Consider the following 17,941-nt stretch of genomic DNA (forward strand, 5'->3'; position numbering starts at 1 on the left):
CAAATTTTTAGCGTGATGCATCGATAAGCGACGCCGACCGCCCGATCTGGCGCTCGAGCCGCGTGACGAGCCATAGCGAGACCCAGCACAGCACGATGCTGATCAGCGCCAGCCGCTCCATTCCGAGCAGATGCCCATCGGTGCGCTCTGACAGGAGCAAGGTCGAGCCGCCCGCCCCCGCCGCCTGGGCCAGGCTGGTCGCGGCCGAGACCAGGCATTGATAGGCCGTCCGCTCGCTGCAGCGCGGCACCCGGCTGGCGCTCGCCTGGGCGACGGTGCTGCGGGCGAGCTGCGCCGCCAGGATTAGGCCGAGGACGGGCGCCATGATCGGCAATGGCATGGGGAGCAGAAAGGCGCAGCTGAGAAGCAGCGTCAGCGCGACGCCCACCCCCAGCGACGCCGCCCGCGAGCCGATGCGGTCCATCACCCAGCCGGTGGAGCCCGTCGTCAGCAGCGCCAAACTGCCACCGATCAGATAGATCGAGCCGAGCTCGGCCGTGCTCGCCCCCAGATTCTTCAGCGCGAAAGTGCCGATATGCGGCGAGATCAGCAAGGTCGCGAAGGAGGCGCCGGCTGTCAGCAGGAGCCCCGTCAGGCTGCCGGGGCGCAGCAGGATCGCCCCGACATCGCGCAGCAGCGTGCGCCCGAAATCCGCTTGCGCGGCCCGTCTCGAGAGCCCCGGCAGGCCAAGCAGGACTGGCACGGCCAACCCCAAGCACAAGGCCGCCATGCCGATGAAAGGCGCGCGCCAGCTCCCCGCAGCCGAAATCAGCCCCAGCGCGAGTGGCGAGCCGAGCAGCAGCGCCAGACCATAGGAGCCGACGATCGCACTGACAGCGCGATTGCGCCCGCCCTTCGGCGCAAGGTCGGCGGCCGCAGCGAAGACCACCGCCAGGAGCGGCCCGGCGCAGAGACCGGCGCACAGACGGCCGAGCAGCAGCCAGAAGAAATCAGGCGCGAGCGCCGCGAGCCCGGTCGTGAGGCCCAGCCCGACAAGCGCCCCGAGCAGCGCGCTGCGGCGCTCGATCCGCCCCAGCAGCAGGGCTCCGACGATCCCGCCCAGCCCCGCCGCGCCATTGAAATAGACGCTGGTATAGGCGACATCCTGAGCTGGCACCCTCAGATCATCGGCCAGGAACGGCGCCAGCGGAAAGACCATCACCGAGCCCAGCGCATTGGCGAAGGCCACCGCGCCGAGCCAGAGGATGACCCAGACGCTACCAGCGGTTCGGGCTTGAGGCGTCATCCGTTCCGGCTAGGGTTGCGTTGCGAAAGGGGATCAATTATGAACCGGTTCACCGCAGTTTCGTCAAGTGCGGCCCATCCGACGGGAACTGCATGAGCACGCAAGCCAAGCCGAGGCAGGTCAAGCTGCGCGATGTCGCGCAGGCGGCGGGCGTGGCGGTCGGCACAGTCTCGCGCGTGCTCAACGCCAACCCGACCGTGACGGAGGCCGTCCGCCGCAAGGTGCAGGCAGCGATCGACGATCTCGGCTACGAGATGGATGTCGTCGCCCAGAGCCTGCGCGGCGGCACCACCAAGATGGTCGCCTGCGCCATCCGGGATTTCGACATTCCGCAATTCGCGACCTACATCAAGGAAGCCGAGCGGATCTTCCGCGAGAACGGCTACACGCTGCTGTTGTCGAGCACGACGAACCAGCCCGATGTCGAGATGGCGCTGCTGCGCGCCTTCGAGCGCCGCCGCGTCGACGGCATCATGATGACGATCAGCGACGAGGGTCATGCCGGCGTCGCCAGGGCGCTCGCCGAGGCGGGCGTGCCCGTGCTGCTGATCGACCGCGACCATATCGGGACGCTGGACCGGGTGACGGTCGATCATTTCGGCGGGGCCAGGGCCGCAACCCAGCATCTGCTTGGCCTCGGCCATCGCCGCATCGCCATGCTCGTCGGCGACCTCAAGGCCTTTCCCTCGCGCAGCCGCGTCGAGGGCTTTCGCGCGGCCTGCGCTGCGGCCGGGGTCGCGATCGATCCCGGGCTGCTGCGCGAGCGGGTCCTCGATCAGGAGGACGCCTTCCGCGAGACGATGGCGCTGCTCAGCCTGCCGGATGCGCCGACCGCCTTCTTCGTCGCCGCCATGGATACGCTGGGCGGCAGCCTGCGGGCGCTGCGCGCACTCGGCCGCGAGGTCGGCCGCGATGTCGCCCTTGTCGCCGGCAGCGATTCAGACCTCGCCGAGCTCTACTCTCCGGGCGTGACGGCGATCCGCTGGAACCTCGCCGAGATGGGCCGCCATGCCGCCACGATGCTGCTGGAGCGCATGCGCGGCGAGGCGCCAGCGACCTCGCGTGCGCTCAAGCTGCCGACCACCCTGGTTATCCGGCAATCCTGCCAGGCGGTCACCGCGGGCAATCGCGATTGAGCCGCTCGACGCTCGCGCGGCCGCCTTGTCCGGCAGCCGCGCGAACCGGCAACCTCGCTCAGAAGGTCGGCATCGGCGGGAGGGACGAGAGCGGGATGCCGAACCAGCGCTTGTTGATCTCGCTGAGCTGGCCATTGGCGGCGATCTCGGCGATGAACTTGTTCGACCATTCCGCCAGCGCGGTATCGGCCTTGCGGAAGGCCATGCCGTTGGCCTGCTCCTTCAAGGTGATCTTCGGCTCGATGTTGAGCTGGGGATAGTCCTTGTTCAACTGCGCCAGGATGGTGTTGCTCGCACCGATCGCCTGGATCTGGCCGGAGATGATCGCCTGCAGGGCGGTCGCATCGTCGTCATAGCGCTTGAGCTGGGTGCCGGGAGGCATGATCGCGCTGATCGCGGTGTCCTGCGTGCTGGCGCGCGCCGTGCCGATCGAGACGTTCTTCAGGTCCTCGGGCTTCTGGATGACGACGTTCTTGGGCGCCAGCACATAGATCGTCAGGGCGCTGTAGGGGTTGGAGAACAGCACCTGCTTCTGGCGCTCGGCCGTGATGCCGAAAGTGGCGATCAGGACGTCGATCTTGTTGGTCAGGAGATAGGGGATGCGGTTGGGGCCGGTTACCGGCACGAGCTCGAGCGGCACGCCGAGCGCCTTCGCCATCAGCACGGCGACATCGGCATCGTAGCCCGCCGGCTTCTGGTTGGCGTCGGTGCCGCCGAAGGGCGGGTAGTCGGTCAGCACGCCGACCAGAAACTTGCCGCGCGCCTTGATCTCGTCCGGCGTCGCAGCCGCAGCGGCGTTACGGCCGAACGGCAGCAGCGCCGCTGCGAGGCCGAGCGCCAGCGTCAGGCCCATGGCTCTGCGGAATATGGCCCTGCGCGATATCGTCTTCAGCATGGTCATGGTCGTTTCTCCTGTGATCGCGATGGTATTTTTCTAGTCGTTGACACTCACCGGCTTGCGACGGTCAGTCTCCGTTCCATGATCTTGCTATAGGCCGAGAGCGGCCAGCAGATCAGGAAATAGACGAGCGCGACGAGCGCGAAGATCGTGAAGGGTCGGAACGTCGCGTTGTTGATGATCTGCGCCGCGCGCGTGATCTCGACGAAGCCGATGATCGAGGCGAGCGAGGTGCCCTTGATCAACTGCACCAGGAACCCGATCGTCGGCGGAATCGCGATGCGGAAGGCCTGCGGGATGACGATCAGGAACATGCGCGGCACATAGGTCAGGCCGAGCGCGCGTGCGGCTTCGGATTGGCCGCGCGGCACGACCTCGATCGAGCCGCGCCAGATTTCGCCGAGAAAAGCGCTGGCATGCAGCGAGAGGCCCACCGCCGCGGCGCCCCAGGGATCGATGTCGATGCCGAAGATGCCCGGCACGAAGAAGGCCAGGAAGAGCTGCATCAGGAGGGGCGTGCCCTGGAAGATCTTGATGTAGCCGAGCGCCAGGAAGCGCAGCCATTTGAACTCAGCCGTGCGCGCCAGCGCCACGACGAGCCCACCGATGCCGCCGCCGATGAAGGCGGCCAGGGAGAGCAGCAGTGTCCAGCGGACGGCCGTCACGATGAAGAAGATGTCGCCTTCGTTGAGGACGCGCATTGTCGGCTCTCCTAGCGCAGGCTGGGTTTGCGCAGCCAGATGCGCTCGATGGCGGCGAAAGCGCCCCAGAACAGCACCGACATGGCAAAATACATGCAGGTCACGATGAAATAGACCTCGAAGCTGCGGAAGGTGCGCGACTGGATATCGCCGGCAGCCGCCGTCAGCTCGCTTGCCGCGATCGCCGAGCAGACGCTCGAATTCAGCATCAGCAGGATGAACTGGCTGGTCAGCGACGGATAGATCGCCTGGATCGCCGGTTTCAGGATGATGAAGCGGAAGATCTGCAGGGGCCGCAGGCCGAGCGACTTGCCCGCCTCGATCTGGCCCTTGGAAATGCTCTCGATGCCGGCGCGGATGATCTCGATGCCGTAGGCGCCGACATTGACCACGAGCGCGAGCAGGGCTGCCGTGTCCGAGGACAAGCGGATGCCGGCCGCAGGCAAGCCGAAATAGATCATGAAGATCTGGATCAGGAAGGGCGTGTTGCGGATCGCCTCGATATAGCCGTCGAGGAACCATTGCAGCCAGCGCGGGCCCGACGTCTTGCCGAGCGCGCCAAGCACCGCCACGACCATGCCGATCGCCATGGCCAGCCCCGACAGCACCAGCGTGTGGAGCGCGCCCGCAAGCAGATCCGGCCAATAGGCGAAGACATCCGCGAATTCGAATTGATAGCCCATCTCAGCGCCGCATCCGGACAGGGCGACGGGAACAAGCAGGCGGCGTAGGCTCGATCAAGACCAGGTTTCCTTATTCCCAGATCGTCAGGAGTCGGTCGAACCCGGCCACCGTGTTTTAAAGTCGCGCGAACCACATCGCTCCGGCAAGCGGCGCGGCCGATCAACTCGTTCCTTAGAGCATGACGCGTCAAAGGAGGAACCGGCTTTCGCACAAGGGCCGCCTTGTATCCCGCGCACAAGGCAAGCCTCATCTGGCTCTGAAGGCGAGGTGACAGCACCTCGCCAAGGGGTATCTCCAGAACGATCGAACCCTCGCTCCTCGCACCCCGAAAGCCCGGCCGCCGCCATGACGATCGACACCGCCATCTACGACCAGATCCGCGACACCACGCGCCGTTTCGCCGACGAGATCATCCGTCCCGCGGCAGTGGAACTTGACCGCAGCGAGGCCTTTCCAGCCGAGATCTACCAGCAGATGGCCGAGCTCGGCCTGTTCGGCATCACCGTCCCCGAAGCGCTCGGCGGGGCGGGGCTCGACACGCTGGCCTATACGATCGTCATGGAGGAGCTGTCCCGGGGCTACGCCTCGATCGCCGACCAATGCGGCCTGGTCGAGCTGATCGGGACGCTGCTCACGCGCTACGGCACAGCCGCGCAGCAGGCGCGCCATCTGCCGGACATCCTCAAGGCCCGCACCCGCGTCGCCTATTGCCTCACCGAGGCGGAGGCCGGCTCGGATCTGTCCAGTGTCAGGACGACGGCGACGCTCACGGCCGAAGGCTGGGTGCTGAACGGCGGCAAGCTCTGGATCCACAACGCGCCGGTCGCCGATCTCGGCTTCGTGCTCGCCTCGACCGACCCGCAGGCCGGGCATCGCGGCATGAGCATCTTCATCGTCGATCTGCACGCCAAGGGCGTCTCGCGCGGCCAGAAGGAGCACAAGATGGGCCAGCGCGCGAGCCAGGTCGGCGGCCTGAGCTTCGGCGATGTCCGGCTGCCTGCTGACGCCTTGCTCGGCGAGATCAATCGCGGCTTCCACATCATGATGAGCGTGCTGGAAAAGGGCCGCGTCGGCATCGGCGCGCTGGCGGTCGGCATCGCCCAGGCCGGGCTGCAGGCCGCGCTCGGCTACGCCCGGGAGCGCCGCCAGTTCGGCAAGCCGGTCCTCGAGAACCAGGGCCTGCAATGGATGCTGGCCGATATGGCCAAGGACATCGCCGCCGGCCGCGCCCTGGTCGAACGGGCTGCCGGCCTGATCGACGCCGGTGCCTCGGCGACCTCGGCTGCCTCGATCGCCAAATGCTTCGCGAGCGACATGGCCGTCGCCCAGACCGCCAATGCCGTACAGATATTCGGGGGCGCCGGCTACATCCAGGGCTTCGAGGTCGAGCGGCTCTACCGTGACGCCAAGATCACGCAGATCTATGAAGGCACGAACCAGATTCAGCGCACGATCATCGCCAGGGAGTTGATGAAGAACGGCGCCTGAACCCGACCAACCCCGGCCCCGCCATTCGGCAAACGACCCGGGGGACTGCAGCGGGCGCCGTTCGCGCCGGCTTGATTTATCCTGGGCTTGTCCCTCACATGCGGCGCTGGAGAGGGGCCGCATCGTGATCGATCGCCAGGACATCGTCGGCAACCTGAAGCGCGGCCTTCCGCCGACCGGCCGTGATCATCGAGATCGGCACTGACTTGACCCTCCAGACCGTCGACCGCCTCCTCATTCAGCGCCGGGCTCCGGACGTCGTGCCATGAGCGTCGAGCCATGAGCGTCGTCCTCGCCTGCGATCTCGGCGGCACCAGCTTCCGTGCCGCGCTCGTCGACGCCCAGGGCGCGACGCTGGCCGAGAGCATGATTCCGGGGCCGGCGAGCCTCGACCGTGGCGGCCGCTCGGAGATCGACGCAACCGCATGGTGGCGGATCCTGATCGAAGCCTGCGCCACTATCGCCAAGGCGCAGCCGGCGTTGTTCTCCCGCGTCCAGGCCGTGGCGATCTGCGGCGTCACGCGCACGCAAGTCTTTCTCGGACGCGGTGGAGAGCCGTTGCGCCCCGCCATGACCTGGAAGGATACGCGCTCGGAAGCCGCCGCCACCCGCCTGCGCGAGCGGCTCGGCGACGCGCATCCCGAAAGCGCGCGGATCAACGCCTTCCATCCCCTGGCGCGGCTCGCCTGGCTGCACGAGGAAGAAAAGGAAACGTTCCTGAACCTCGGCTCGGTGCTGGAGCCAAAGGACTATCTGAATTTCAGGCTGACCGGCCACCAGGCCAGCGATCCGATCTCGATGGCGCGCCTGCTCGCTTCCGCCGAGATCGTCGCGGGCATTGATCCGCTCGCCGCGGTCGGCCTCTCCCCTGCGATCCTGCCCGAGATGCTGGAGCCTTGCCAGGCCGTCGGGCCGGTCCAGGCCGGTTTGCCCGCGCCGTTCGACGTGCTCGCCGGCGTGCCGGTGTTCTGCTCGTCCAACGACACCTGGGCCGCTGTCGCCGGGCTTGGCGCCATGCGGCCGGGCTATGCCTACAACATCTCCGGCACGACCGAAGTGCTCGGCGTCGTCAGCGAGCGCGCAGCGGAAGCCGAGGGGCTGATGACCGTCGATTGGCGCGGCGTATCACAGCTCGGCGGGCCCAGCCAGAACGGCGCCGATACGGTGTCCTGGCTATTGTCGCTGCTGGCGCGCGGCGATGGCGACCACGCCACCATCGGGCGCGATATCGACGCCCTGCTCGCCGGTCCGCGCCACGCCCAGCCGCTGCTCTTCCTGCCCTATCTGCAGGGCGAACGCGTGCCTTACTGGAATCCGTCGCTGCGTGGCGCCTTCATCGGCCTCAACCGCCAGCATGGCGCAACCGACCTCGCCTGGGCCGTGCTCGAAGGCGTCGCCTTCCTCAACCGCATCGTGCTGGAGCGTGCCGAAGCCGCGCTCGGTACGCCGGTCTCGGAAATCCGCTTCGGCGGCGGCGCGGCCGCCAACCGGCTCTGGTGCCAGATCAAGGCCGATATCTGCCGCCGGCCTGTCGTGGTCGGCCAGGCGAAGGAGCCCGGCATCCTGGGCGCGGCGATCGTCGCCTGGACGGGGCTTGGCCGCTTCGCCTCGCTCGCCGAGGCGCAGGCTGAGCTGGTCAATGTCGCTGCACGCTTCGAGCCCGCCCCGGCGCGCGCCGCGCTCTACGACAGCCTGTTTTCGCTCTACCGCCGCAGTGAAGCGGCGCTCGCGCCGATCTCGACCGAGCTTGCAGCCCTGTCGCACGGCGCCGACTCCCCGACCACAAGGAGGCCCGCCCCATGAGCGCTCCCGTCACGCTCGTCACCGGCGCATCGGGCGGCATCGGCGGCGCGCTCGCCGCTATGTTGTCTGCTGCCGGACATCGGCTCGTGCTCTCCGGGCTCGACGCCGCACCGTTGGAGGAGATGGCCGAAGCGATCGCCCGGTCAGGCGGTGAGGTCGCGACGCTCGCCGGAAATGTCCGGGAACACGACCTGCCGCAGGAACTCGTCGACCTCGCCATCGCCCGCTTTGGCCGGCTCGACAACCTCGTCACCGCGGCGGGGGCCTCGCGGTCGGTCAAGCTCGTCGAGATGGAAGACGATGAGTGGGACAGGCTCGTCGACATCAATCTTTCGGCGGTCTTCCGCATCTCCAAGGCCGTGACGAAGCAACTGATCGCGCAGGGCGAGGGCGGCGCCATCGTCCACATCTCCTCGATCGCCCATGCCAATGGCGGTGCAAATCTCGCTTACGGCTCGGCCAAAGGTGGCGTTGCGACATTGACCTATGGCATGGCCCAGCAGCTCGGCCCGCACGGGATCCGGGTCAACGCCGTCGCGCCAGGCATCATCGACACGCCGATGGTGCGCGACGGCTTCGCGCAGCAATTCAACGCCCTGGTCGCAGGTGCTGCGGTCCGCACGCCACTCGGCCGGCTGGGCAGACCCGAGGATGTCGCCGCCGTGATCGCCTTCCTGCTCTCGCCCGGAGCCGCCTTCGTCACCGGCGCACTGATCCCGATCACCGGTGGAATCGAGATCCTGTCGCCGATCTCGACCATCGCCAAGGGGGTTTGAGGCCGTGCTTGGGCTCAACTGGCGCGATGTGGTCGGACATTACGGCACGGCGATCGCCGGGCTCGTCCTCATCGCCTTCTTCCTGGTTTTCGCGCCGAATTTCGCCAGCACGACCAATATCGTCAATGTGCTGAAGGATACGAGTTTCCTCGCCATCCTGGCGCTGGGCTTCGCGCTTGCCTTCACTGTCGCAGAGCTTGATCTCTCGATCGCCGAGACGGCGAGCCTGGCCGCCGTCGTCTGCGGCTGGCTGATCCAGTTGCAATATCCGCCCATCGCCGCCGTCGCGGCTGCGATCGGCGTCGGCCTCGCGCTCGGCGCGTTCAACGGCTTCGGCGTCACCGTGCTGCGCATCCCTTCGCTGATCATGACGCTGGGCACGGCGGCGATCGCCAAGGGCCTGGCCTTCATGATCACGCAGGGCATCGCCTTCGTCGGGCGCTGGCCGGTCGGCTTCACCGGGCTGGCGCGCGGCACCTCCTTCGGCCTTCCCAATCTCGTCCTCTGGATGGCGGCGGTCACGCTCTTCGCCTATGGCCTCGTCAAATGGACCCGCACCGGCGCACATATGGTGGCGACCGGCGAGGCCGATGAAGCCGCGCGGCTCGCCGGCATCGCGACCGGACGCATGAAGCGCATCGGCCTGCTCCTGACCGGTCTCTTCGCCGGCATCACGGCCATGCTGCTGGCGGCGAGCCTGTCCTCGGCCGCACCGAATATGGCGGGCGACTACCTGCTCTATGCGATTGCCGCCGTGCTGCTCGGCATGACCATGTTCGAACCCGGCAAGCCCAATGTGCCCGGCACGGTCTTCGCCGCTCTGGTGCTGAAGGTTCTCGGCAATGGCTTGGTCATGATGGGCGCACCCTATTACGCTCAGGATATCGTTCTCGGCGTCATCATCATCGGTTCGGTCGCCTTCTCGGCCAGCGCGATGAAGAAGGCGGCGTTCAAGGTCTAAGAAAGCAGGGGGAGAGTTCATCATGTCAGGTTTTCGCAAGTTCCTGGTCGCGACTGCGACGCTGATCGCGCTGTGCCAATCGGCTGAAGCCTTCGAGCTCGGCGTCATCGGCTTCCAGTTCTCCTCGGAGACGCATGCGCGCGTCGCCAATGCGGCCGCCACCGCCGCCAAGGCCAAGGGCTGGGGCGTGACGCTTTTGAACTCGGAGGGCTCGCTGCCCAAGCATGCCGAGCAGTTCGACGCGCTGATCGCCCGGAAGGTCGATGCGATCATCATCGCCATGGGCAAGCCGGTCGAGGCCGACGCGCAGTTCAAGGCGGCCAAGGACGCCAAGATTCCGGTGATTACCGTGCAGTCGGGCGCAAGCCCGCATGCGCTCTTCGACATCCAGAGCAATGAGTACAAGATCGGCGCCGATGCCGCGCTCTATCTGCTCGGCCAGCTCGGCTACCAGGGCAACATCGTCACCGCCCGCTTCGACCTCAACGTCGCCTCGCGCATCCGCGGCAAGGTGCTGGACAATGTGCTGGCCGAGAACCAGGGCGTGAAGGAGCTCGGCAAGTTCTCGATGGCCCGCACCCAGAGCTGGAGAGACGATGTCCGCGCCGGCATGCAGGCGCTGCTGCTGCAGAACCAGGGCAAGATCAACGGCATCTGGGCCTCCTTCGACGGCCAGGCCTACATCATCGACGACCTGCTGCAGGCCCAAGGCATCAAGAAGGGCCAGATCCCGCTGGTCTCGGTCGATGGCGGCAAGGAAACCTATGCCCGCATCGCCGACCCGGCCTCGACCTTCACGGCAACGGTCTCGATCCCGTTCGAGGAGATGGGCAAGCAGGCGGTCGACGCGATCCAGACCATCGTCATCGACAAGAAGCCGAAGGAGACAGTGACGAGCGGCCCCTATCTCTTCACCGAGGCCGTGCTGGTCGACAAGACCAATGTCGACAAGTTCCTGAAGTGAAGTTGTCACCCTCTCTGCATCGTCATTCCGGACAAGCCGCGCAGCGGCGCCGATCCGGAATCCATCTAAGAGCGTCGAACTCTACGATGGATCCCGGATCTCCGCTTCGCTGCGTCCGGGATGACGGCGCATATGAAGGTGAAGGATGCGCACGAGCGAACCGTCCATGACCGAATCCACCCCCCTCCTCTCGCTGCGCGGCGTCAGCAAGAGCTATGGCGCCGTCGCAGCCGTGCGCGAGGTCGATCTCGACATCTTCCCCGGCGAGGTCGTGGCCATCTGCGGCGACAATGGCGCGGGCAAGTCGAGCCTGATCAAGGTCATCTCCGGCGCGGAGGAGCCGACGGCAGGCGCGCTCGCCATGCGCGGCAAGCCGGTCGCTTTCGCCTCGCCGCAGGAGGCCCTCAAGCATGGCGTCGCAACGATCTACCAGGATCTCGCGCTTGCCCCGCGCCTCTCCATCGCCCAGAACGTCTTCATGGGCTCGGAGCTGACGCGGCCGGTCTTGCTGCCCTTCCTGCGCGTGCTCGACAAGGCGCGGATGCGGGAGCAGGCGCGCGGCTTCCTCTCGCAGCTCTCGGTCACGGTCGCCGACATGGACCGCCCGGTGGAGCGGCTCTCCGGCGGCCAGCGCCAGGCGGTCGCGATCTCGCGCGCCCTGCGCTGGAACGCCGAGATCATCATCATGGACGAGCCGACTGCGGCGCTCGGCGTCAAGGAGACGGCATTGGTGCTCGATCTGATCCGCAAGCTGAAGGCGGACGGGCGCACCGTGATCCTGATCAGCCACAACATGCGCGATGTCGTGGCGCTGGCCGACCGGGTCGTGATCATGGGAGCGGGCCGTAAATATGTCGACCGGCCGATCGGCGACCTCAGCGCCGACGACATCGCCCATATGATCATGAGCGGCAACGCCAAGGCGGCCTGAAGCGATGCGCGAGATGATCATCATCGACACCGACCCGGGCCAGGACGATGCGGTTGCCCTTTTGCTCGCCTTCGCCAGCAGCGACCAGCTCGACCTGCGCGCCATCACGACGGTCGCCGGCAATGTCCCGGTCGGCCAGACGACAGCGAATGCGCTGCGCATCCGCGAGCTTGCCGGCGCCAGGACACCCGTCCATCGCGGTGCCGAAAGCCCCCTGCTCTTCCCGCTCGAAACCGCCGAATTCGTCTGCGGGCCTGACGGGTTGGCCGGCGCCGACCTGCCGCCAGCCCAGGGCGAACCCGCCCCCGGCCACGCCGTCGAGGCGATCATCGCGCTCTGCCGCGCCGCGCCCGATGACAGCATCACGCTCTGCCCGCTCGGGCCGCTGACCAATCTCGCGCTGGCCTTGCGCCTCGCGCCCGACATCCTGCCGAAGGTGAAGCGCATCGTCTCGATGGGCGGGGCGCTCGGGCTCGGCAACATGACGCCGGCGGCCGAGTTCAACATCTATGTCGACCCCCATGCCGCCGCGATCGTCTATGCTTCAGGCCGGCCGATCGTGATGATGGGGCTCGGCGTGACGCATCAGGCGATCGCAAGCCATGAACAGGTCGCCGCGATCGGCGCGCTCGGCACCGCGACCGGCAAGGCGATCCACGGCATGCTGACACGGCCGCGGCCTGGTGGGCTCGGCACGACCGGCCACCCGATGCATGACCCTTGCGTCATCGCCTTCCTGCTCTGGCCCGAACTGTTCGAGGGCCGCGATTGCTTCGTCGCGGTCGAGACCTCGGACGGGTCGCAGCGCGGCCGCACGACGATCGACTGGAACGGCCGGCTGAAGCGCCCGGCCAATGCCCATGTCGTCGCGGGCGTGCAAGCACATGAACTGTTCGAGCGCATGACCGCGCGCCTTGCCACCCTCCCCTGACCGGAAGCCTCGGCGCGCGTTTTATTCATGCAAGCCGATGTCCACTTCGCTCGAAAACGCTCTCGAGGAGAACCGCATGCCCCATTTCGTCGAGGAGCTTCAGCAGGAAGCGGCCGGCGCCATCGCGCGCATGAAGCAAGCCGCGCTCGCCGCCCGCCATATCCACGCCCGCGCCGAATTGATGCGCCATATGCTGACGACCGCGAAAAAGGTCGCCGGCAAGCCAAAGGCCGAGGCCGTGGAGACCGTCGTGAGCGAGTGGATGCAGGCCTGGAATCTCGAACGCACGCAATGGCCCCATATCGCCCGCGAGATGGAGGCTTTCACCGAGGCCTTCCACGACTACGCCAACACCCCCTCGGACGTGCACGATGCCATTCTGCGCCAAAACTGCGAGGCTCTGGATGCCGCGCTCGCCCGCGAGGGCACCTCGATCTCCGACCAGATGGCCTGGCGCTCGCAATGCGCGCATGGCTGGTGGGACAAGGTCAGCCCGACGCCGGCCGACCTGCCGGGCGGCAAGCCGCGCCCGTCCATTCCGCAGCCGGAAGCCAATACAGCGTTCTGGGACCAGGCTTGCGCCGATTTCTGCCGCTGAAGCACCGGTCAAGACGATCCCGTGCCACACATCTGAGCAATTTGGATAAGACGCGTGGCCTTGCAACCCCCGCGAATCCGCTACCCAGCTTGCTCGCATTCCAATAAGCTCCGTCCCAATCGGGACCAAGTTCCGGCCGGGCCGAGGCTCGCGCCATGGTCCCATGAAAGATCGAACGGCGTTGGGCATGAACGACCCTGAACCGTGCGATCACAAACTGGGGAAGCTGATCATGAAGAAGATTTTGTTGGCCACGCTCTCGGCGTCGGCCCTGATGGCGGCACAGCCGCTGATGGCCAAGACCCTGGTCTATTGCTCCGAAGGCAGCCCCGAGAATTTCGCGCCGAGCATCAACACGACCGGCACCTCCTTCGACGCCAACACCCAGATCTACGACACCATCGTCCAGTTCGAGCGCGGCGGCACCAAGGTCGAGCCGGCGCTGGCGGAGAAGTGGGACATTTCGGCGGACGGGCTGACCTACACCTTCCACCTGCGCAAAGGCGTGAAGTGGCACAACACCCGCGCCTTCAAGCCGACGCGAGCCTTCAACGCCGACGACTTCATCTTCATGATCGACCGGCAGTGGAAGGAGAGCGACCCCTATTTCAAGGTCACCAGCTCGAACCACTCTTATTTCAACGACATGGGCATGCCCAAGCTGTTGAAATCAGTCGAGAAGATCGACGACTACACCGTCAAGATCACGCTTAACCAGCCCGAGGCGCCGTTCCTCTCCGACCTCGCGATGCAGTACGCCAGCATCCAGTCGAAGGAATATGCCGACGCCATGCTCAAGGCAGGCACGCCGGAGAAGATCGACCAGGATCCGATCGGCACCGGCCCGTTCTCGCTGGTGCAGTACCAGAAGGACGCGATCATCCGCTATAAGGCCTTCCCGGATTACTGGGCCGGCAAGGCTAAGATCGACGACCTGATCTTCGCGATCACGCCTGACGCCTCCGTCCGCTGGGCCAAGCTCCAGAAGGGCGAATGCCATGTCATGCCCTACCCGAATCCGGCCGATCTCGAAGCGATGAAGAAGGACGCCAATGTCCAGATCCTGGAGCAGCCGGGCCTGAACATCGGTTATCTCGCCTACAACACCACCAAGAAGCCCTTCGACAACGTCAAGGTCCGCCACGCCGTCAATATGGCGATCAACAAGAAGGCGATCATCGACGCGGTCTATCTGTCGAGCGGCATCGCCGCGATCAACCCGATCCCGCCCTCGATGTGGTCCTATAACGAGACGATCAAGGACGACCCCTTCGATCCGGAAGCCGCCAAGAAGGCGCTCGCCGAGGCGGGCTACCCCAATGGCATGGAGATCGATCTCTGGGCGATGCCCGTGCAGCGTCCGTATAATCCCAACGCCAAGCGCATCGCCGAATTGATGCAGGCCGACCTCGCCAAGGTCGGCGTCAAGGCCGAGATCAAGAGCTTTGAATGGGGCGAGTACCGCAAGCGCATGCAGAATGGCGAGCACCAGACCGGCATGCTCGGCTGGACCGGCGACAATGGCGATCCCGACAATTTCCTGCACACCCTGCTCGGCTGCGATTCCGCCAAGACCAACGGCTCGAACGTCGCCAAGTTCTGCTTCCCGGCCTTCGAGGAGCTGGTGCAGAAGGCCAAGACGATCTCCGACCCGGCGCAACGCACCGAGCTCTATCGCCAGGCCCAGGTGATCTTCAAGGAGCAGTCGCCCTGGTTCACCATTGCGCATGCGGTGCAGTTGAAGCCGATCCGCAAGGAGGTGAAGGACTTCAAGCTTTCGCCCTTCAGCCGCCATGTCTTCTACGGCGTCGACATCGCCAATTGAGGCCTTGGCCCGCCTGATGCATTGACGGCTGGGCGCGGCTTTCGAGCCGCGCCCGTTTTGCTAGAGCGTTTTCGAGCGAAGTGGCTACCGGTTCGCGTGAAGAAAACGCGTAAAAACAATGAGCCCAGAGCAGGTTTTGTCAAAGGCGGAAACCGGTTCTCGCGTCCAGCTCTGCCTTTGATCGTCTTCGGAGAGACCACCATGTCCGTTCGCATGTTCGCCGCCGCGGCGGCCTTTGGCCTGAGCGCCCTTCTGCAGCCGAGTGCGGCTGGCGCGCAGGCGCTTGTCGTTTGCTCCGAGGCCAGCCCCGATTTCCTCAACCCGCAATTCTCGTCGCAAAACACGGCCTATGATGTCGCGGCGCAGATTTACGACAAGCTGGTCACGACCGAGCGCGGCGGCTCCCAGATCATTCCCAGCCTCGCCGAATCCTGGACGATCTCGGATGACGGGCTGGTCTACACCTTCAAGCTGCGCAAGGGCGTGAAGTGGCATTCCAGCAAGATCTTCACGCCGACGCGCGACTTCAACGCCGACGACGTGGTCTTCACGATCACGCGGATGTTCGACGAGAACCACCCCTATTACAAAGTCGGCGGCTCGAATTATCAGTTCTTCGGCGAGATCGTGAAGCCGAGCCTGAAGGCGGTCGAGAAGCTCGACGACTACACGCTCAAGGTCACGCTGACCAAGCCTTATGCGCCGCTCCTGAGCGCGCTCTCGGTCGAGCCGATGTCGATTCTCTCGGCCGAATATGCCGATGCGATGATGAAGGCGGGCACGCCCGAGCAGGTCAATCAGGCGCCTATCGGCACCGGGCCGTTCTCGCTCGTCGTCTATCAGAAGGATGCGACGATCCGCTTCAAGGCGGTGCCGGACCATTGGACCAAGGCTGTCGGCAATCGCGACCGCATGGCGCTGGTCAACGATCTGATCTTCGTGATCACGCCCGACGCCTCGGTGCGCTATGCCAAGGTCAAGTCCGGCGAATGCCAGATCGCGCGCTATCCCAATCCAGGCGATCTGCCGGCGATGCGGGCCGACCCCAACCTGACCATGCTCTCGGGCAGCATTGCCGATCAGAGCTTCCTCGCCTTCAACCAGCAGAAGAAGCCCTTCGACGACAAGCGCGTGCGTGAGGCGCTGGTCTACGGCACCAATATCCCTGCCATCATCGATGCGGTCTATCAGGGCACCGGCAAGCAGGCGGCAGCGCTCGTGCCGCCTTCGCTCTGGTCGCATGACGACGCCTTGAAGCCGCGCCCCTACGATCCCGCGAAGGCCAAGGCTCTGCTCGCCGAGGCCGGCTACCCCAACGGCTTCAAGACCGTGCTCTGGGCCATTCCGGTGGTGCGCGCCTATATGCCCAATGGCCGGCGCGCCGCCGAACTGATCCAGGCCGACTGGGCCAAGATCGGCGTCCAAGCCGAGATCCAGAGCTATGAATGGGGCGAATATCTCAAGCGCGGCCGTGCCGGCGACCATGAAGTCGGCATGTTCGGCTACACCTGGGATTATCCCGATCCGAGCCAGATCCTGCTCTCGGGCTGGCATTGCGACGGCGTCAAATCCGGCGCCAACCGGGCGCGCTGGTGCAACAAGGAGTTCTCCGACCTCCTGACCAAGGCCAACACCATCACCGACCAGGCCGAGCGCACCAAGATGTTCGTGCGCATGCAGGAGATTTTCCAGGAAGACGTCGGCGGGCTGCTCTTCGCCAATGCGCAGGCTTTCACGCCGGTGCGCAAGGACGTCAAGGACTACAAGATCCACTTCTTCGGCGGCCAGCCCTTCGTCGGCGTCTCCTTGGCGAAATGACCGGAACAGCCGGGCGCGGACCTCTCAAAGCCGCGCCCGGATTGCCTAATCCACAGGCAGGATTTGCAGGCACGCTCGACCTCGTTGTAACAGGACCAAATAAAATCTGTCGCGACGATCGGTTCACGCGGCGAACAGGCCGACAAGACTGGGGCTCCGATGCTTCGCTTCATCCTCACACGCGTCAGTCTCGTGATCCCGACCTTCATCGGCATCACGATGCTGGCTTTCTTCCTGATCCGGCTCGTGCCCGGCGATCCAATCGAAACCATGGCCGGCGAGCGCGGCATCGACGCGACGCGCCATGAGATGCTGCGCAAGGAGCTCGGCCTCGACCAGCCGCTGCTGGTCCAGTACGGCATCTATATCGGCCGCGTGCTGCATGGTGATCTCGGCAAGTCGATCGTCACCCGCGAGAGCGTGATCTCGGAATTCAACGCGCTCTTCCCGGCGACGATCGAGCTCGCGCTCTGCGCCATCTTCATCGCGCTCGCAATCGGACTGCCCGCAGGCATCATCGCCGCGGTCAAGCGAAACTCCATCTTCGACCATGGCGTGATGGGCCTGTCGCTGACGGGCTATTCCATGCCGATCTTCTGGTGGGGCCTGCTGCTGATCCTGCTGTTCTCGGTCCAGCTCGGCATCACGCCGGTCTCCGGCCGCATCGCGGTGCAGTACTATATCGAGCCCGTCACCGGCTTCCTCACCGTCGACAGCCTGCTGGCAGGCGACTGGGACGCCTTCAAATCGGCGCTGTCGCATCTCGTCCTGCCCTCGATCGTTCTCGGCACCGTGCCGCTCGCCGTGATCGCGCGCATGACGCGTTCGGCCATGCTGGAGGTGCTGGGCGAGGACTATATCCGCACCGCGCGCGCCAAGGGCATGGCGCCTTTTCGCGTCGTCGCGCTGCACGCCCTGCGCAACGCCTTGATCCCGGTGATCACGGTCATCGGCCTGCAGGTCGGCGTGCTGTTCACCGGCGCGATCCTGACCGAGACGATCTTCTCCTGGCCGGGCATCGGCAAATGGCTGATCGAGGCGATCAGCCGGCGCGACTACCCGATCCTGCAAGGCGGCACGCTTTTGATCGGCGTCGTGGTGATGAGCGTCAATCTCTTCGTCGATCTGCTTTACGGCCTGATCAACCCCCGCATCCGCCATGCACGTTGAGGGGCGCTGAA

At 65.7% G+C, this 17,941-nt stretch carries 16 protein-coding genes; 12 read left to right on the forward strand and 4 right to left on the reverse strand.

What is annotated here, in order from left to right:
* Positions 1 to 7: 7 nt before the first annotated feature.
* Positions 8 to 1,246 (reverse strand): MFS transporter, encoded by a 1,239-nt coding sequence (locus CYD53_RS21005; RefSeq protein ID WP_103720037.1) that lies wholly within the window; start codon positions 1,244 to 1,246, stop codon positions 8 to 10.
* Between the two features lie 92 nt (positions 1,247 to 1,338).
* Here CYD53_RS21005 and CYD53_RS21010 point away from each other — a divergent pair, with 92 nt between their 5' ends.
* Positions 1,339 to 2,382, forward strand: a complete 1,044-nt coding sequence (locus CYD53_RS21010; RefSeq protein WP_103720038.1) for a substrate-binding domain-containing protein — start codon at positions 1,339 to 1,341, stop codon at positions 2,380 to 2,382.
* Positions 2,383 to 2,440: 58 nt separating this feature from the next.
* Here the strand turns inward: CYD53_RS21010 and CYD53_RS21015 are convergent, their stop codons facing one another.
* The 3 genes from CYD53_RS21015 to CYD53_RS21025 are packed head-to-tail and all read right to left on the reverse strand — an operon-like array spanning position 2,441 to position 4,664.
* Complete coding sequence (locus tag CYD53_RS21015; protein WP_245928365.1) at positions 2,441 to 3,283, reverse strand: transporter substrate-binding domain-containing protein; 843 nt, start codon at positions 3,281 to 3,283, stop codon at positions 2,441 to 2,443.
* A gap of 47 nt (positions 3,284 to 3,330) precedes the next feature.
* Positions 3,331 to 3,981: an amino acid ABC transporter permease gene (locus CYD53_RS21020; RefSeq protein WP_103720039.1), complete on the reverse strand. Its 651-nt coding sequence runs from the start codon at positions 3,979 to 3,981 to the stop codon at positions 3,331 to 3,333.
* A gap of 11 nt (positions 3,982 to 3,992) precedes the next feature.
* Positions 3,993 to 4,664 (reverse strand): amino acid ABC transporter permease, encoded by a 672-nt coding sequence (locus CYD53_RS21025; RefSeq protein ID WP_103720040.1) that lies wholly within the window; start codon positions 4,662 to 4,664, stop codon positions 3,993 to 3,995.
* Between the two features lie 346 nt (positions 4,665 to 5,010).
* Between CYD53_RS21025 and CYD53_RS21030 the strand changes: the two genes are divergently transcribed.
* From CYD53_RS21030 to CYD53_RS21080, 11 genes are all read left to right on the forward strand, one after another.
* Complete coding sequence (locus CYD53_RS21030; RefSeq protein WP_103720041.1) at positions 5,011 to 6,153, forward strand: acyl-CoA dehydrogenase family protein; 1,143 nt, start codon at positions 5,011 to 5,013, stop codon at positions 6,151 to 6,153.
* Positions 6,154 to 6,432: 279 nt separating this feature from the next.
* Positions 6,433 to 7,956 (forward strand): xylulokinase, encoded by a 1,524-nt coding sequence (locus CYD53_RS21035; protein ID WP_103720042.1) that lies wholly within the window; start codon positions 6,433 to 6,435, stop codon positions 7,954 to 7,956.
* Positions 7,953 to 8,732: an SDR family NAD(P)-dependent oxidoreductase gene (locus CYD53_RS21040; RefSeq protein ID WP_103720043.1), complete on the forward strand. Its 780-nt coding sequence runs from the start codon at positions 7,953 to 7,955 to the stop codon at positions 8,730 to 8,732. The genes CYD53_RS21035 and CYD53_RS21040 overlap by 4 nt, the downstream gene beginning before the upstream one ends.
* A gap of 4 nt (positions 8,733 to 8,736) precedes the next feature.
* The gene (locus CYD53_RS21045) at positions 8,737 to 9,693 is read left to right on the forward strand and encodes an ABC transporter permease (RefSeq protein ID WP_103720044.1); all 957 of its coding nucleotides are present in this window, start codon (positions 8,737 to 8,739) and stop codon (positions 9,691 to 9,693) included.
* Between the two features lie 22 nt (positions 9,694 to 9,715).
* Positions 9,716 to 10,657, forward strand: coding sequence for a sugar ABC transporter substrate-binding protein (locus tag CYD53_RS21050; RefSeq protein ID WP_103720045.1), 942 nt, complete (start codon positions 9,716 to 9,718; stop codon positions 10,655 to 10,657).
* Between the two features lie 166 nt (positions 10,658 to 10,823).
* A complete protein-coding gene (locus CYD53_RS21055; protein WP_103720095.1) occupies positions 10,824 to 11,588 on the forward strand; it encodes an ATP-binding cassette domain-containing protein in 765 nt (254 codons plus the stop codon).
* A 4-nt stretch (positions 11,589 to 11,592) separates the two neighbouring features.
* Positions 11,593 to 12,519, forward strand: a complete 927-nt coding sequence (locus tag CYD53_RS21060) for a nucleoside hydrolase (RefSeq protein WP_103720046.1) — start codon at positions 11,593 to 11,595, stop codon at positions 12,517 to 12,519.
* 76 nt (positions 12,520 to 12,595) lie between these two features.
* Positions 12,596 to 13,117: a hypothetical protein gene (locus CYD53_RS21065; protein WP_146055961.1), complete on the forward strand. Its 522-nt coding sequence runs from the start codon at positions 12,596 to 12,598 to the stop codon at positions 13,115 to 13,117.
* A gap of 232 nt (positions 13,118 to 13,349) precedes the next feature.
* Positions 13,350 to 14,942 (forward strand): ABC transporter substrate-binding protein, encoded by a 1,593-nt coding sequence (locus CYD53_RS21070; RefSeq protein WP_103720096.1) that lies wholly within the window; start codon positions 13,350 to 13,352, stop codon positions 14,940 to 14,942.
* Positions 14,943 to 15,143: 201 nt separating this feature from the next.
* A complete protein-coding gene (locus CYD53_RS21075) occupies positions 15,144 to 16,760 on the forward strand; it encodes an ABC transporter substrate-binding protein (protein ID WP_103720097.1) in 1,617 nt (538 codons plus the stop codon).
* 159 nt (positions 16,761 to 16,919) lie between these two features.
* The gene (locus tag CYD53_RS21080; protein ID WP_103720048.1) at positions 16,920 to 17,930 is read left to right on the forward strand and encodes an ABC transporter permease subunit; all 1,011 of its coding nucleotides are present in this window, start codon (positions 16,920 to 16,922) and stop codon (positions 17,928 to 17,930) included.
* Positions 17,931 to 17,941: the final 11 nt, after the last annotated feature.

It is taken from the genome of Allobosea psychrotolerans (genome assembly GCF_002917105.1).
In the GTDB taxonomy this organism is placed as follows: Bacteria; Pseudomonadota; Alphaproteobacteria; order Rhizobiales; family Beijerinckiaceae; genus Allobosea; species Allobosea psychrotolerans.